This window comes from Flexilinea flocculi (assembly GCF_001192795.1).
In the GTDB taxonomy this organism is placed as follows: Bacteria; Chloroflexota; Anaerolineae; order Anaerolineales; family Anaerolineaceae; genus Flexilinea; species Flexilinea flocculi.
On the sequence record NZ_DF968181.1, the window covers coordinates 842475 to 858913 of the forward strand.

Below are 16439 nucleotides of genomic sequence, written 5' to 3' on the forward strand. Positions count from 1 at the left end.
AAATTTGACAACTTTTGTCATTGGAAGTTCCTTTCGTGTTTTTTGACCAAAACAATTTTATAGGAACTTCCTTTTTTTTGCCCCAGCAATTCGGATCTTTGATCGATCTTTTGATTAATAAGAGTTATCTTATTGTTGATTTATTTTTGTGCGTAGCACAAAAATAAATCAACAATAAAAAATCCCCATCATAGTTCGAATTGCTACTTTTTCCTTGACTATGGAAATTTGAAACGCAGACATTGTTCCTTATTCTTAAATATTTTTTCATAAATCGATTATGATTATTATTATGGAAATTTCTGCCAGTAATGGTTCACCAATTTCTGAAAGACAGATCTTTTTTATCAACGATAAATTGATTCGATTAACAGAACCTCAAATCATCAGCAATTTCTCTTTTTTTTGTATTATACAAATGACAAGGAACTGAAAAAATTTTCGTCTCTTTCTTTTTGTCTGCCTCGATTGCGGATTGGCTGATTGGTATCATAATTTTTTTTGGGAGGACGTATGATTAACTTAACAAGAGGAGTTCCGGCTCCAGAATCTTTTGCACTCGACGGATTCGTTGAAGCGTTCAAAGCAGCGATGCTTGAAGATGGCAGAACGGCGATGTCGTATGTTGCCACTCCGGGATATAAACCCCTGATTGACTGGATTGCAAAGGAAGAAAATGTAACTCCGGATCAAATTCTAATCGGAAACGGTTCATTGGAATGTTTGAATTTTATTGCAACCGTCGCAGCTGAACCAGGCGATTGCGTATTTATGGAGTCTCCTTCCTATGACCGTGCAAATCTGATTATGAAACGGCGCGGATTGAATCCCTGCGGAATTCCATTGTTGACAGATGGTGTTGATCTCAATGTTTTTGAAGAGATGTTGAAAAAACATACACCAAAATTCTTCTATACAATCCCTGATTTTCAAAATCCGATGGGAACAACGACCAGTCTTGAAAAAAGAAAGAAGATTGCTGAATTCGCTCAGCAATACGGTTTTTGGGTTTTGGAAGATGTTCCTTATCGTGCGCTGCGTTATACAGGCGAAGATCTTCCTACGATTGCTTCAATGGCACCGGATCGTGTCATTAAGATGACTTCTTTTTCCAAAACATTGGCTCCTGGGTTGAGGTTGGGTGTTCTGGTAGGGAATGCTGATTTTATTAAGAAAATTCGCATTTATGCCGGTGATACCTATATCGGGCCGGTAAGTCCGACACAGGCTTTAGCTTATCAATTTATGAAGCTGGGATTATATCAACCGAATCTACAGAAAATAAAAGAATTGTATTATCCGCGCTTGAAGAAAACATTAGAAATTTTGGAAACCGGATTGCCGAATGCAGTTTATCCGAAACCAGAAGGCGGTTTCTTTGTGGGTGTCATGCTTCCGGAAGGAAATGACATGGAAACACTGATCCCGCGTGCAAAAGAAGCAGGTGTCAATATTACTGACGGACGAGGCTTCTTCCTGAATCGCGAAGATGGAAAACGATTCCTGCGCGTTCCTTTCTGTGGAATGAAGCCCGAAGAATTGGAAGAAGTATTTAATCTCCTTCTTCCAGTGATTGTAAAGTAGTAGAAAAATTAGCAGAATGGCAGATCATTCCTGCCTACATTTTCAGAAAACGTTTTTCTCAAGAATCGAGAAAAACGTTTTTTGATTCTCTGTGACAGAAGATTGCTTCGCTACGCTCGCAATGATGCACTTCGCCCTGTGTGGCTCGCATGACAGCCTGTTATTGCAAGGAGGGAACAAACCCAAAGCAATCTTTCTTAATAAAGGAAAAACTATATGCAAAGCAGGGGGGAGAAAAGAATCTTTGGGCAAAAAGAAGCGTCTCCAATGTAAAAATAGCCAGCGGGCGCTAACCGCTTCAAATAAAATCAGCAAAAGAAGGTAGAAGGCAGAGGAAAAGCGAGGTTGTTCCCTACTACAGACGTCATTTTGGCATAGCGGGGGTGAAAAAACCACCGGCTATGCCGGTGGTTATGGTTAATTATCAGTGCACTCGCTGAATAACAACGGTAATCTTTTCAGGAAAACAGCATTCTCAAGCGCTCATCTTCCGTATCATTTTAATAACAGGATATCCAGTTTTCCTTGATCGTCCCATAATAATCTGAAGCGATTGATGAATTCCTGCCGCGTATAAGCGTGGGATTGCGTTCCGACCTGCTCCAGGACATACGTGGACGCCAGCGCACCCATTTTCCCGCACAGTTCCCAGTCCAGTCCCTTGAAGTATCCCGTGATAAATCCAGACCGGTAGGCATCACCCACACCTGTCGGGTCTTTAATCTTCATCGGCGGGAAAACCGGAATTCGATATTCTTTACCGTCAACATAGATCATTGAACCATTTTCACCTAAAGTGATAATGACGCAATATACTTTCTTCAAGATTTCTTCCTGAGAAATCTCCCCATGTTTTTGGAGCAGGGCAAATTCATAATCATTGCAGAACAGGAATTTTGCTCCGCTGATCCCTTCGATAATCATCGATTTGTTCATTCTAACGATTTGCTGCGAAGGATCGAACGCATACGGAACACCGTATTCTTTACATTGACGAACATATCCGATCATGGCTTCAGGATCAGAAGGAGAGACGATAAACAGATCAATTTTTTCTTTTTTTAATTCAGAAAGTTTCAGATCCGCAGAATTTTTCATTGCGCCGGTATAAAAAGTCGCAATCTGCGCATTGCTCAGATCGGTGTTTTCAAAAAATGATGCGGTATATTTCCCCGGAATCACGCGTGCAAAGCGGCAATCGATGCCTCTTTCTGTCAGCCAATGCCGATAATCTTCGAAATCTTCTCCTACTGCTGCGAACAGAAGGGGTTTTTCGCCGAGGAGGGCAAATGTGTAGCAAATATTGGGAGCAATACCTCCCTGATGTCGGACCATTTCATCCACTAAAAAGGAAAGACTGATTGAATCAAGATGATCCTGCAGAATATGGTCTTTAAAATATCCTGGAAATTTCATCAGATAATCATAGGCGACGGAACCACTGCAAACGATTGACATGTTTGTTCTCCGAATAAAAACGATTGATTAGTAATTGGTTAAGATTTCATCATTCCATTTCTGGAGCCAGCTATCACGTTTCTCGTTGATTAAATCTGGATCCAGCATGGCCGGATTTTCCGGCACTAGCGCAAATTTTGTAAACACATCCGGCAAAACTGCATCCTTATTTACTGGGAAAACAAACATCTGCCCGGGTAAATCTTCCTGCCATTCTTTTCCAAGAATTGCATCGACAAACTTTTCTGCAAGCTCCTGATTTTGTGTTCCTTTCAGAATACCCAGGAATTCGACGACCTGGTAACACATTCCGTCGCTGAGAATGGAAGCGGTAGGTGCGGTTTCCATCTCGGATTCCGCGTAAAACGGAGCTGCTGCCGGACTTGCGTCATACGATACAACCATAGGCTGCGGTCCCATCCCGCCGCCTGCTGAAAAATTGGTGTAATATGCGGTCGACCATCCATCCGCAATTTCAATTTTATTCGCTAATAAAGATTTCCAATAATCAATAAATCCATCTTCGCCATAAGCGGCGATGGTAGCGAGCAAAAAAGCGATTCCAGGCGTTGAAGTGATTGGATTCTCAACAACCAATTGCCCGGAATAATCCGGATTAATCAGATCATCCCAGGAAGCGGGTACTGCCAGACCTTTCTCATTAAACCATGCAGCGTCATAATTGATGCAGACATTCCCAAAATTAAAGGGCAGCGCCCGATTTTCTTGATCCATTTTGTAATTGTCTGCGATATTCGCTAATTCGGGCGATTCATATGAAAGGAGTATGTCATTTTCTAATGCTCTGGAAAGCATGATACTGTTCAGACCAATGATTACATCGGCGATAGGCGCTTCTTTAGAAAGAATCGCCTGATTCAGCATGGTAGTCCCATCTCCGCTTTCGATAAACTGAATTTTTACCTGATTTTCTTCCTCAAATGCTGCAACAATATCTTCGCTGACGCTGAATGAATCATAGGTTAAGATTGATAAAATGTTATTGTTGCCTTCTGCCCAAACTGCATTGAATACGAATAATGATAGAAGCAATACCAATAAAAATGTAATTTTTTTCATGTAAATTCTCTATTCCTTTTTTATCCACGGAAGTGGATTATTAATGTCCAAGCGCTTTTTTTGAAATGTGAATTTCCAGCAGCTTTTCGTCTTTTAAAGGATTGACAAAAATTGGAAAATATCGACCGCCGGATATATCTGTCAGCATCTCTTGAAGGATTCCGCTGATCAAGAATGCACAGTGATTTCCATTGAGGAGAGAATCATCGATTTTCCACACGAACGATTCATCCTGTTCTGTCTTTTCAATAGCGAATCCTAATATGGGGAAAAAGGACAATCGGAACTTTTCAAGGGCAGATTCAATGCGGCGTTGGGAAGGTAGAAAGCGAAAATCCTGATTTTGAAATTTCAGGAGATTCTCAAAAAAGATTTTTATGAAATGGTATGAACTCTGACCGATGCAGATCGATAGCCCTTCTGAATCTGTTGAGCCGAATTTCTCAAGCAGAAAGCTTTGCATCAATTGAATTTCTTCAAAACCTTGCCCAGCCAGGTTTGTACTGTTTAATAAAATTCTGTACTTGATGCTTTCTTCATCTCCCAGAACTTCATAAAAACCTTGATTGATCGCATTGCTGAAAAGAATTTTTTCTTCATCATTTTTTGCCATAGAACCTGTCACCTGAACAACTATATTTTGTCGTAAACGATTATACCAAGTAATGGTTGCTTTTTCGTCAGCAATTCGAAATATGAAAAGGATTCTTCGTTGTTCTTATGGTTTTATGCTTCGCGTAAAACCATAAGAACAACTGATTTTCTCTCTCCAATCGACAAGCTTGTCCATAGTTCAAATTGTTGCATCTTAGCGGATCAGAATACTATCTGTATTATACAATTCCAGTTTTATAATATGCTGTAATAACGATCAGTAATTTGAAATATTGATTTGCTATTTGAATCAGTCGAAAAAAACAATGTTGTTGTGATGTTTTTCCATTTCCCGCAAAAACAAATTTATTACGATTTTTCTCTCACTATTCGATGCGTCTTTAAAGTTTTAAGTAGTTGATTCTATTGGATTATTTCTCTGATCCCATTTGAAAATATTGTTGACAATTCTTTCAGGATCTGCTTTTCCAATGAATATAATCACAGCGTGGTGAAAAAAAGGTCAATCCGGAATGCCAAATTTTTTTGTCCATTGAAAGCGCTAAATCAGCATTTTGCAAAAACCACTGATTAAATTTGTAATCGTTGAAAAAATGGATTTCACGCAGAAACTGCATGGATATATTCGAGAAAGTTAATACTTCAGACTGCGGATTCGTCGGATAATAACTCGGAATTTCAAGAATGGAACGCCGTACATTTTCTGTATCTGAAAAGAGTTTTTCAAATGATTGCACCTTTTGTAGAAATGGGGATATTTCAGTTGGAAACCTCTCTGAAAGGATTAAATTCGCAGCCGGATATGGAAAGAAATAGAAGGACTGGCTCATCAACAGATTAATATCAAATAAAAGAACTACCCATTCAAAGCCCATCCGTTCCTGAAGTTTGTAGAATAATCGATAATTTGGAAAGGAAATATTAAAGCTGACAGCCCAATGCCAGGGATTGGGAAGAACCGGTTCATTCATTCGAACAGTGCCAATTTCGGGATTTGATTGAATCGATCCTCTTGAGAGTAATCCATTTTTTAGAATTGAGGTTAAATTTTCGAGTCTCGTGAAATGAGTTAAAAAAGTAATTTTTCGTTCTTTAATGATCTTAGCGAATCCTTTGGCAGTTTCCGGAGTGATTCCTTCCGGAGGAAAAGGAAGCGGTGCATTGCTATACGTTATCCTTCGGTGGCGTAGACCTTCCGTGGAATCGTTTTCAGCTGCATCAGATAAGTTGGCTTGGCTAGATCGATTTCCGATCCTGGATTGAATCGGTTGTGTACTTTCAATGTTCGAAATTTTGTAATTCATAGGGAGTGCACGGGATTCAAATGATTTCTTGATTTTTTCTTTTTGCCTTCGCTTTAAGAGCTGTTATTTTGAATTTAATCATAAATTAGCAAACTAATATTCTACCTCATCCAATCTGTGATCGAAAAATGAAAAGACTTGTTCATCGTTGTGTTGTTACTGCGGAATGTGCAGTAACAACACAACGAAAATGATTCCCTTTTTTACGAATTTCGAACAACAGTTATTCAGGGTGAAATAATAATCAAGATTATTGTTTCATGAAGCAGGCAGAAATCAGAACGCTTTTACAAGTTTTCCCGCATCATTCATATAATATGGCATCCAAACAATTCCGAAAATATCTGTGTAGATATCTTTTTTCATTGGTGCAATTGAGATCTCGGAGTTTTCTTTCGCAATGGTTTCCCAGCGAGCTTCTACCTCGTCAATATTATTTTTGAATGCTTCAATCTCTTTCTCCAGTTCCTCATTAGCGGCATCCAATGCGATTTGAGCTTTTTCAAGAGCGTTTTCAGCGGCGCCCGACTGTGTATATTTTGTAAGCGAAGAGGATACGGAACGCCTTTTCTTTGTCAAAATGGATAATGCCAGCTCACCCCATGCACCATATTTTTCCAAATTACGGCTGTTGACTTTATCCTTTTTATCCTCCACATCGGCTTCAGCTTTTCGAATCTTGATTTCAAGCTTGTCAACCACTTTTTCATATGCCTTGGTCAATTTTTCGCGTTCAGCCTGGGAGGCTTCGGCAATTTTTGCCTTGCACATTTCAAAGAATTCAGCTTCGGTGGTTTCCGGACTGGCATACACTTCCAGCTTTTCATTGGCATGAATGCGAATATTACTGGAACGGTATACATAATCGATGAAATCCGTTTCACGGGTTTTTGCTGATCGGTCATCCAGCATCCACTCTGGCGGGTTTTCATACTTTGCATCCATACTTTCAGGACGTTGATCCAGGGTAGCAGGATCGATCGGATCGATTGCGTAATCTTCCCACCGGATGGATGTACCTCGTATATTCGGGTCATCAATCAAAGCAGTTTTCTTTTCAGAAAAATCAAGATTGTATTTACGCTGAAAAATCCGAGTTTCTGCTTGGGCAACCCACACTGGCAAATAATTGATTTGCGAATTGCTTGCCCCGCATTCTTCGGCAGTTTTTTCACTTCTGCGATAGTATTCATTAATGGTAGGGGCGATGACCGGTTTCGATCCTTCAGGAACTTCTGGCTTGTTGTTGGGTAACGGTGACATAACTTCTTCTCCCTCATTTTGAATATGATTGTCTGATGCTTTCTCCGGATGAATAATTCCGGCATTGCTGTCATTGCTTTGGCTGAGTCCTTTTTCAATCAATAATGGTATCAGATTCCGCGTCAACGGACCTGCCAGATAATTCATCGCCCATCGTGAAGAAAACACTCGCAACCCGTTTTTATGGACGTTCATATATAGAAACTGTCGTTTTTCCAGTGATGCGATCAATTTGTTTGCTTCAGCGCGATTGATTTCTCCAGAATTGGTTATTAATCCATCCAGTAAGCGATTTTTATCCCATTCCGTCTGTAAATGACCGATAAACCAGGTTCCAGCATTCGAAAGTGCCTTGTAATTAAAATCGATTGGATTCTGGGATGAAAGAATCATACTGACGCCATACGCTCTGGCTTGTTTCAACATCCGGATGATAATCGGCCGCGATGCCGGATTCTCATTTTCAGAAGAGGGCAGGTAACCGGCAATTTCGTCAAAATAGACTGCCAGTCTGAGATTTCCAGTTCCGGTCTGTGTTCGCATCCAAGCTTCAATTCGCGAGTAGAGCATGGTCACAAAGAACATTCTCTCATGGTCATTCAAATGCTGAAGATAGAAAATATTGAAACGAGCTTTTCCATCAGCGGTATACAACATATCCCCGATATTCAGCTTCGGCCCTTTATTCCAGGTTTGGAATGTCGGCGATGCTAAAAAATTGTTCAGTAAGAGCGCCAGTTTTAATCTTTCTTTTTCTGGATACATTGTCTCGACTGAAAGGGCTCCCAGCTTCTCAAATGGGGGATCGGTAATAGCGTTGATCATGTCTTCGATACTGACACTACGATTCATACTCCAATAGAGCTCGATGATGGTCGACAATAAGATATGTTCTCTGCTTTGAATCGGATCAATATTGCTGATCCCGATAAGATCAAGCAGTGCAGTGACCGATGTCGAAATTTCTTGCCGAATGTCTTCATCTCCTTCTTTCCAGGTTCTTGTCGGAGCTTCAAATGAGGACAAAATATTAATCGGATTTCCAACTGTCGAACCAGGTGTGAAGATGGTATAAGAGATATTATTTAACGATGCAATATCTTCGCTTTCAAAGCCCCAGCTTTGAAGACCTTTACGCCATTTTTCTGCGGTCTCTTCAGCGATTACGTAAAGATCTTTTCCCTGTCTGAGCGGGGCTTCAGGATCAATCCAGGTTGCGAAATCCTCACCTTTGAGTTCAGGAAAATGGAGCAGGAGGTTTGTTAAATCCCCTTTCGGGTCGATGATGATTGCAGGAATATTTTTCAGCGCAATTTCTTCCAGCAAAGCGATTCCCAAACCGGTTTTTCCGGAACCGGTCATACCGGTAATTACGCAATGCGTATTCAGATCCTCTGGATCGTATAATAATTTTTCGTCACTTAATTTGCCTTGTGCATCAATATAGTTGCCAAGGTAAAACCTTTTCGGATCTTTTGCTGTCATTGACGAACTCCTGTATGAATTGTAAGTAAATTGTCCAATTAATTATACTCAATGTGATCAGATAATTTGCGTTACTCTGATTGAATCCAATACTTCGAAATAAGGAAATGCTTTTTAGATAGCGAGAAAATTTTATTGTGGCGTATCTGAAAGAACTTGTGTTATGAGCGTTGGATTGAAATTCATACTCTAAAATTATATTTATTAAAGCAAATCAAAAAGATCGAATCAAATCTTTATTCAGTCATCAGTGGCGAAGCGCCAAAAAATTATATAGAAAAATTGGCGGCTGCTATCGAATCATAAGATAGCGGTAGAAAAAACTGTCTTGATAATCCTCTTCATAAGAGAGATATTGAGCGGGGCTGACATATGTGAGAATTCCGACGGAACCCGATTCAGGTGTGTATTCGTTGTTGCTGAAAGTTAAGACTTCCTGATTTTCAGCATGATGAATTGTAGCTTCAATTATCCGATAAATTTCACTGCTTGGTGTCCATGCTCCAATCAATAACAGGCATATTAATAGAATTCTTCTACGAAGATATCTTTTTTCTGATAAAAAATCTAAAACCATCATCAGTAAAATTAAGACTAACGGAGCGGTTCCTCTGAGGATCATATTCAAATCAGTCGTACAAAAGATCGGTATGATACATAAAACAGTGACAATACACCAGCCCGATATATTTGATTTGAATTTTGGGATCATGATTAAAAAATAAATCAGGAATTCTAATAAAATGGCAAGCAAATATTCTTTGATGGGAATCCAGTTCTTAGCTGTTTCTATTGGAACACGTTTTGAGTTGATCAGGAAGAATGGAATAAAAACAACCATGATGAGCAGCGGCGTTAAAACATTCTCAATATTTATTGCGTTACGGAACTTGCTCCCGATCTGTTTGAAATTGAATGAAAATCTTGATTCCAACCCATAGTTTTCAGATACTGTCCATAACAGAACCAGTGGAATTAATGTGATTACTGCATAAGGCGAATAAGGAAATAATAAGGAGAAGATTGCTATATAATTCTTTTTTCTGTCTATGCTTAAGAGTAAGAAAGTACCGATCAGTACCGGAATAAATTGATTAAAAGACCAATAGAATTGTGTTGTGATTGAACTCACCTGGATCTGTGGGATCCATGTTTCCAAATGCAATCCAAAATCAGGGAACGATTTATGAAGCAGTAGAAATCCGATAATATCGAGACCGCTGAAAAAAATGAATAAAAGTGTTTCGAGGATAGAAATCTTCTTGCGAAGCCTGACAAAGAGACCGTAACCTAACGCCAGTCCAATCAGACTCCAGAGAAAAAGGATGATATTTGCTCGAAACGGACCTGCGGCTTTTCCAAGCAATGCCGGTGGAAGCCAGAAAAAAAAATAGTAGCAGAGCATAGCCGGTTTGTTATAAACCGCGTCATGAAAATGCACTGGCCATTGATAGGTCATCAAATCTTGAAATATGGCATTTTTATATCGATGATCATAATTTTGGTAGACGAATCGGCCAATCCCGGAAAAATAGAACCAGACGATTAACAGGGAAATAACCACCAATAACGATAGCAGATTTCTTTTTGTAATTTGGTATTCACCTTTTCGAAAGGCGATGGAACGATCCATTCGAAAACCGCAGAACGATAAAAAAATTAACATAAACGGAGCTACTTTTTCGTCAAGCCAAAAGAAGATGAACAACAGAATTGGTAAGATCAAATAAAAGATGCTGCCTTTTATCAGAATTTTGTCGAACAACTCGATGTCGATGCTTTTTTTCATAAAGCCCTCCGAAAAATTTTTCGTTCGAAAATTGTTGTTGATATTAATCAAAGAAAGCTGAAATCGTATTGCATTCAGATCGTAGCAGCATGCTGATTGATCTGCTTGTTTGCATTCCTGTATTGTAATATTTTTGTAAGTAATATGGAAGATGTTTTATTCGTTTATTTCGTCTATTGGTTTCAGCCAATAACCGTTCTGGTCTGCTTCCACTGTCCATCCGGTTATTTGATCCGGTACTGTGGTGATTTTTATCCATAGATATCCGTTGTTGCAAACAGGTTTTTCATCCTCTACCACAAACTCCTGCCCGGATCTCAAGATGCCGGCAAGTTCACTGTCTGTCGATGGACTTTTTCGAATTTTGCTGGATCGTCCGCCTGTGATGATACTTCCGTGTGAACCTATTCCCAGACGATTATCCCAATTTCCACAAGTCACTGGTTCAATCGTGGATACTGGAATGACAGGTGTAACTTCCGTTGAAAGCAAATCATTTTCTTCAGTCGGTGTTTCTGTCATATCCGGTTCGGCAGTGTTTATTTCTGTGCTATTTAATGAAATTGTACTGGTGATTGATTGACTCATGATCAAATCTTCCATCACAGCGGTGTTCGTCGGCGTTCCATCTTCTTTTCTAATGACGAATTGCACGGCTTTACCGCCATGCGGAATCCAGGGAAGAAATCCGGCTTGCCACAATAGGAAGAATGCCAGCAGAACAGCCAAAATCGCTATGACCAATCCGGAATAATTTCTCTTTGATCGATGGATGTATCCGCAAGATTGACATCCGCTCTCTTCTGAATACAGAAAAGACAAACACCGCGGACAACAGTCAATTTTTCTTCCGGGCAAAGGTTTCTTCTCTGCCTGTTCCGTTCCGCAATAATGACAGATTTTTGCATCGTTTGGCAGCATTCGATAGCAGTTCAGACAATGTTTCATATGAATGGATTATAGTATAGTGCAGCTACGCTTTATCAGAAATCAGTTATTGCCAATCAAACCACAACGGGTAACTGCAAGAGTTGCCGCTAAGAAGAATTCACGAAGAAAAAATCGATAATTTAATATTTCGAAATTATAAAATGAAGCAAGGAAATTTTATAAATCCATTTTTTTATTAAACTTTCTTTCTCTGAAAAACGTTTGATCATCAAGGGAAATTATTATTGGAGGTCTTTATGAAAATGAGAACTGAACACAAAATCCTCCTGCTGTTCTGTTTATTCTTTTTATTATTGCCAAATATGGCTGCCGGTGCACAATCTCCGATTCCACCGGATCGTGCTCAGCAAGTTTTGAATTTATTGGCGATTGAGTCTCAGAATTTGCTTGATTTTGCCAGTCGAATTGCTTCCGGAGATGGTTCCGCTTTTGAAACTGTTCAAAAACAGTTCTCCGTATCCATCGAAAACTTCAGTTACTTAATGGGAGATTTCCATCCTGAGCTGACCGACGCTTTTTGGGAAATCTATAACAATTTTCTGCCAGATGCCGGTTCAGCTAACGAAACAGCGTTAAGATGTCAGCAGTTACGGCAGACGGTCTACCAGTATATGTCGGCAGTTGATGGGATCTTAAATCCACCTCAGTCTATTTCTACCTATACGGAATGTATAGAAGCCGGTTATTATGCAGCTGACGGGACCTGTTTTATCGGCGGAAATCTGGTATATGACGAGAACGGATATATCACTGGTTTATACAATGCAGATTGTTTCGATGAACTCAATTATTATCAGGGGAGCTGCTGGTACTGCGAATACGGTAATAATATGAACGGTTGTAATGACAGACCCTGATTAATCAATTTAATCATCTTTTCTATCAATTCGAACATACTGATCCGGCAATTCGAAATATCGACTTGCTATTCGAATAAAGAAGGAAAAACTTGTTGTTGTGATGTTTTTTACACGAAGCGCAAAAACATCACAACAACAAAGGATTCCCCCTATATTTCGTATTGCTGTTACTGATCAGAATTCCTGGAATCAATTAGCAGGAATATGTCTGAGCTTTATTTTGTTTTTCGATCTACGATTCATACCATCTCAAGTTGATGGTGAAATCAATCTTTCTCCGATGAAATTATCGTTCTCTCTGTTTTCAAAAGACCTCTCCATATTACGTATGATTGCCTTTAGGGAATCATAAGAAAAAATATAAAAACAGATGCAGTACAATACGAATATGAACTTGACTGGGAAAAATCTGGAATTTAAACATAAGAATCGATCCAACTCCGGAGTCGTTATCTTTTTAATGTTTTTATGCGTATTAAGCTTCTTTTTATTGAAGAGTGTTGTGACAAAAAAAATTGTATCTCCCTGGCTTCCGACACTTGTTCCTACACGGGAAGCCGCCTCTTATGCTTTAGAAGCAGAAGCTCAATTTTCATCCGGAAATTTGCAGAAAACCGTGGATGCTTACAGCGAAGCCGCAAAAATCGATCCGGAAAAAGCGGAATATATTTGGAAACAGGGACGTGCATTAGCTTATATGACCGGTTCGCAAACCACTGATGCAGAGAAGATCGAGACATTGACGAAAGCAATTGACCTACTGGAATCATCAAAGAGTGTTTTTACAGAAGATTCGAATATTTATGCTGTTTTGGCGTTGGTTTATTTATGGTATGCGGATGAAGACCTGTGCGGACCGGATATGGTCGAAACATATCTTGCGACTGCCGAGGATAACATTCGCCGTGCGGTGGATTACGGTCCGAGAAATGCGATGGCATATGCTTTTTACGCTGAGATACTTCTTGATCAGGCAAATTATGAACGGGCAGAGCAAATGATCGGTCAGGCACTGGAATATGGGAAACAGGCTGAAGCAGAAATGTTCGATGTTTATCGCGTTCAAGGAATTCTTCTTGAGTCGTATGGGCAATATCGCAGCGCAATTGATGCCTATAACCGCGCGTTGGAGCTTTCTCCCAACATGACGTTTCTTCAGATTCGAGTTGGTGTTAATTGGCGTCAAATCAAAGACTATGACAAAGCGCTTGAGATGTTTGCAAAAGCAGCACGGATCAATGACCAATTGGGTATTCTGGATCCTTTGCCTTATTTGGCAATTGGAAATACATATTCACAGACAGGAGATTTCTATGCAGCTGGATTAAATATTAAAAAGGCACTGCAGATTAATCCTTACAATGCGGATGTGTATGGCCGCTTGGGTGTAAATTACTACAAAGCCAGAAATTATGAAGCTGCCATTGAAGCGCTTAAATGTGCGACCTATGGGTGCGGCGCTTTAGAAAGCTGTACTGTACGGGAGTGTGATGATCCCGGGAACCCATTAATCGAGATTAAAGGACTTCCATTATCAGGATCCAGTGTTACTTACTATTTCAGCTATGTCGGAGCATTGGCCTACATGCATACGAAAGTGAATCGCTATTGTGAGGATGCTGTAAAAACAGCGAAAGATATAGAAATGGTTTATGCGGATGATGAAACGGTGATGTCAATTGTGCGGGATGGTCAGGCAATTTGCGCTTCATATGGGTATCGTTAAAGGAAAAAGATGGAAGAACGAAAGCAAAAAATCATAATTGGTCTGACAGGAGGAATCGCCAGCGGGAAAAGTGAGGTTCGAAAAATACTTGAATCGCTGGGTTTTTTAGGGATTGATGCAGATCAAATCAGTCATGAAGTTTTTCAGAAAGATTCGCCAGTATTTGATGCGGTTGTTGGCAGATTCGGGAAAAAAATCTTAGACTTTCCGGATCATCCGGAACGTGCTTCCATTAACCGTATGCGTTTATCTGAATTCGTGTTTTCGGATGAGGATGCATTAAAATGGCTGGAATCCGTTTCTCATCCTTATATTATTGCGCGTATAAAATTGTTAATCGAACAGAGTGATCAGCCGGTTGTTATTGAAGCCATTAAACTGATGTCAACGGATCTGGCATCACTCTGCGGACAAAAATGGCTTGTTGTTTCAAATGAGGAAACGCAAATTCATCGTCTTATGGAAAAAAGAGGACTATCCGTTGAATCAGCACGGGTTCGTGTTGCTGCACAGAAATCCATTTGCTGGAATCTTGATGATTTTGATGCGATTATCAATTCAAATGTGCCGCTCTCGGAATTACGTTTAAAAGTGATTTTGCTTTTAGAAAAAATGGATGCCAATTTGGATTGGAAAGATTATCAGGATGGTACCAATCCATTTTCATCTTGAGACAGTATCTGGAAAAGTTGTTTATGAGAAGAGCAGAAATTTGTTTAAGCGGCTTTTTGCGCTGGACTTAACAACAAATTTCCTCGTTTTATTCGAAAGGTCAAACCAAACTTCAAATTACTGATCAAATTTCTAATTGCTGCGGTGTGTATCAAAAGAAAATGTTACTTTGCGGGGATCGAAGAATCAAATAAAAATGTTACCCAACGGTCACGAAAAATGTAGAGATGTGTAGGCATCTCTACGATAGTAAATTGGGCACATCCAGTGCTCGAGTTGCTCCCCAGCAGAGCTCTATCCCCTGGAAGTGCAGGGGCATTTTACCATAAACGATAGGAATTGGCCCAAAGCGAAAAACCCAAGTAGCCAATTTTTATCGTTTTTTTATCGTTACTTTGTTTGATAAGAAGAAGTTTCGGCAAGAATACGGAGCAGATCATTGATTTCTGCAAGGATCTTGACGGGATTTGATGCAATATACAGGTTTACAAGAGAGGCCTTTTTAGGAATGGATAAGACACCAGATTGAAGGAGGATACGACGGTAAGGTGTTTTAGCAGATTCGTATTTAGGAGAAAAGACACCGGCATCTTTATCTGGTCTGGCAATGGTCTTACGTACAGGTTGGAAGAAATTATTGAACACATGGTTCAGTTGATAAATTCGCTGAATGAGTGAAAAATGGTCTGGAGTATAGAAGCGGTTGTATCCAAGCAAACGTCTGACTACGGCCCAGTTCTTTTGTTCAACATGAGCTTGATCGTTCTTCCTGTAAGGCCTTGATCGGGTGAAGATTATCTTTCTTTCCTGATTATTGCAATAATCAAAAAGGAGATGGTTGATGAACTCGGAGCCATTATCAGAATCAATACCAAGGATGGGATAAGGTAAAAGGGATTCAAGCAAAGTCATCACTTCCACAACGGCTTCCTTTGATTTGTTCCGGAGAATGAAGTTATCTGTCCAACCGGTGCATACATCGGTAGCTGTCAACGTGTAAAAGAAAGCTCCTGCTGCTGATTGCCCGCAATGAGCAACAAGGTCTATCTCCAGAAATCCAGGGCGATTATCATCCCAGTCCATCCCCGTTCGGATCGCAATCTGTTTCTTGAGTAATCCGCCGGGCTTCGTCATGGTTTTGCCTTTTCCTTGATGGTTTTTCTTGTATTCCCTCAGATTTCGATTGATCGTTGCCGAACTCATCTCGGTTAGCAGACGTTTTTCCTCAGATGTGAAGTACATTTCATTGCATCGCTCCAGTATATCTATCAGCTCGGAAATGTATGGCTGTAATCGCTGTCCGCAGATATAATTGCTGATCTCGTACAACCGTTCCAACTTTTTGATTATCTCTCGTGGATACTTCTTTTTTCGCCCAGGTCTCTTTTTGAACGTCTTTGGCCGAAGATCTGAATGCAATAAGCGTATCGCCGTCTTCCTGTGGTAACCGGTACTCTCTACAAATTCATCGAGAATTTTTTCTTTCGCCGCCTTGTTCGCTTTTAGATATCGGGATTGTATTTGCGTTGCTAATTCCAGCCTGCTTTTCTTACTCATTTTGTTACCCATCAGCCTTTCCTCCGCAGCCTATGGTAACAATTTATTTTGATTCATCGATGCTTCTTGGGTAACAATAATTATGATTCACGTCG

12 protein-coding genes are annotated in these 16439 nt (G+C 40.0%); 4 read left to right on the plus strand and 8 right to left on the minus strand.

The window, feature by feature from the left end:
* Positions 1-513 precede the first annotated feature (513 nt).
* A complete protein-coding gene (locus ATC1_RS08560) occupies positions 514-1584 on the plus strand; it encodes an aminotransferase-like domain-containing protein (RefSeq protein ID WP_062280429.1) in 1071 nt (356 codons plus the stop codon).
* A gap of 495 nt (positions 1585-2079) precedes the next feature.
* Here ATC1_RS08560 and ATC1_RS08565 read toward each other — a convergent pair whose 3' ends face one another.
* The 7 genes from ATC1_RS08565 to ATC1_RS08595 all read right to left on the minus strand — a co-directional run bounded on the left by ATC1_RS08565 (position 2080) and on the right by ATC1_RS08595 (position 11499).
* Positions 2080-3042 carry a carbohydrate kinase family protein gene (locus ATC1_RS08565; protein WP_062280432.1) on the minus strand — a complete coding sequence of 321 codons (963 nt, stop codon included), beginning with the start codon at positions 3040-3042 and terminating at the stop codon, positions 2080-2082.
* 27 nt (positions 3043-3069) lie between these two features.
* Complete coding sequence (locus ATC1_RS08570; RefSeq protein ID WP_062280434.1) at positions 3070-4122, minus strand: thiamine ABC transporter substrate-binding protein; 1053 nt, start codon at positions 4120-4122, stop codon at positions 3070-3072.
* 40 nt (positions 4123-4162) lie between these two features.
* Complete coding sequence (locus ATC1_RS08575; RefSeq protein WP_062280436.1) at positions 4163-4735, minus strand: hypothetical protein; 573 nt, start codon at positions 4733-4735, stop codon at positions 4163-4165.
* 454 nt (positions 4736-5189) lie between these two features.
* Positions 5190-6041: a DarT ssDNA thymidine ADP-ribosyltransferase family protein gene (locus ATC1_RS08580; protein ID WP_062280438.1), complete on the minus strand. Its 852-nt coding sequence runs from the start codon at positions 6039-6041 to the stop codon at positions 5190-5192.
* Between the two features lie 276 nt (positions 6042-6317).
* Complete coding sequence (locus ATC1_RS08585; protein ID WP_062280441.1) at positions 6318-8789, minus strand: helicase HerA domain-containing protein; 2472 nt, start codon at positions 8787-8789, stop codon at positions 6318-6320.
* A gap of 292 nt (positions 8790-9081) precedes the next feature.
* A complete protein-coding gene (locus ATC1_RS08590) occupies positions 9082-10578 on the minus strand; it encodes a hypothetical protein (RefSeq protein WP_062280445.1) in 1497 nt (498 codons plus the stop codon).
* 156 nt (positions 10579-10734) lie between these two features.
* Positions 10735-11499 carry an SH3 domain-containing protein gene (locus ATC1_RS08595; protein ID WP_062280448.1) on the minus strand — a complete coding sequence of 255 codons (765 nt, stop codon included), beginning with the start codon at positions 11497-11499 and terminating at the stop codon, positions 10735-10737.
* A gap of 266 nt (positions 11500-11765) precedes the next feature.
* Between ATC1_RS08595 and ATC1_RS08600 the strand changes: the two genes are divergently transcribed.
* From ATC1_RS08600 to coaE, 3 genes are all read left to right on the plus strand, one after another.
* The gene (locus ATC1_RS08600) at positions 11766-12386 is read left to right on the plus strand and encodes a hypothetical protein (RefSeq protein WP_062280451.1); all 621 of its coding nucleotides are present in this window, start codon (positions 11766-11768) and stop codon (positions 12384-12386) included.
* Between the two features lie 505 nt (positions 12387-12891).
* Positions 12892-14115 carry a tetratricopeptide repeat protein gene (locus ATC1_RS08610; protein ID WP_172667743.1) on the plus strand — a complete coding sequence of 408 codons (1224 nt, stop codon included), beginning with the start codon at positions 12892-12894 and terminating at the stop codon, positions 14113-14115.
* A 9-nt stretch (positions 14116-14124) separates the two neighbouring features.
* Positions 14125-14787 (plus strand): dephospho-CoA kinase, encoded by a 663-nt coding sequence (coaE, locus tag ATC1_RS08615; RefSeq protein ID WP_062280457.1) that lies wholly within the window; start codon positions 14125-14127, stop codon positions 14785-14787.
* Positions 14788-15177: 390 nt separating this feature from the next.
* Here coaE and ATC1_RS08620 read toward each other — a convergent pair whose 3' ends face one another.
* A complete protein-coding gene (locus tag ATC1_RS08620; RefSeq protein ID WP_062280459.1) occupies positions 15178-16356 on the minus strand; it encodes an integrase catalytic domain-containing protein in 1179 nt (392 codons plus the stop codon).
* Positions 16357-16439 lie beyond the last annotated feature (83 nt).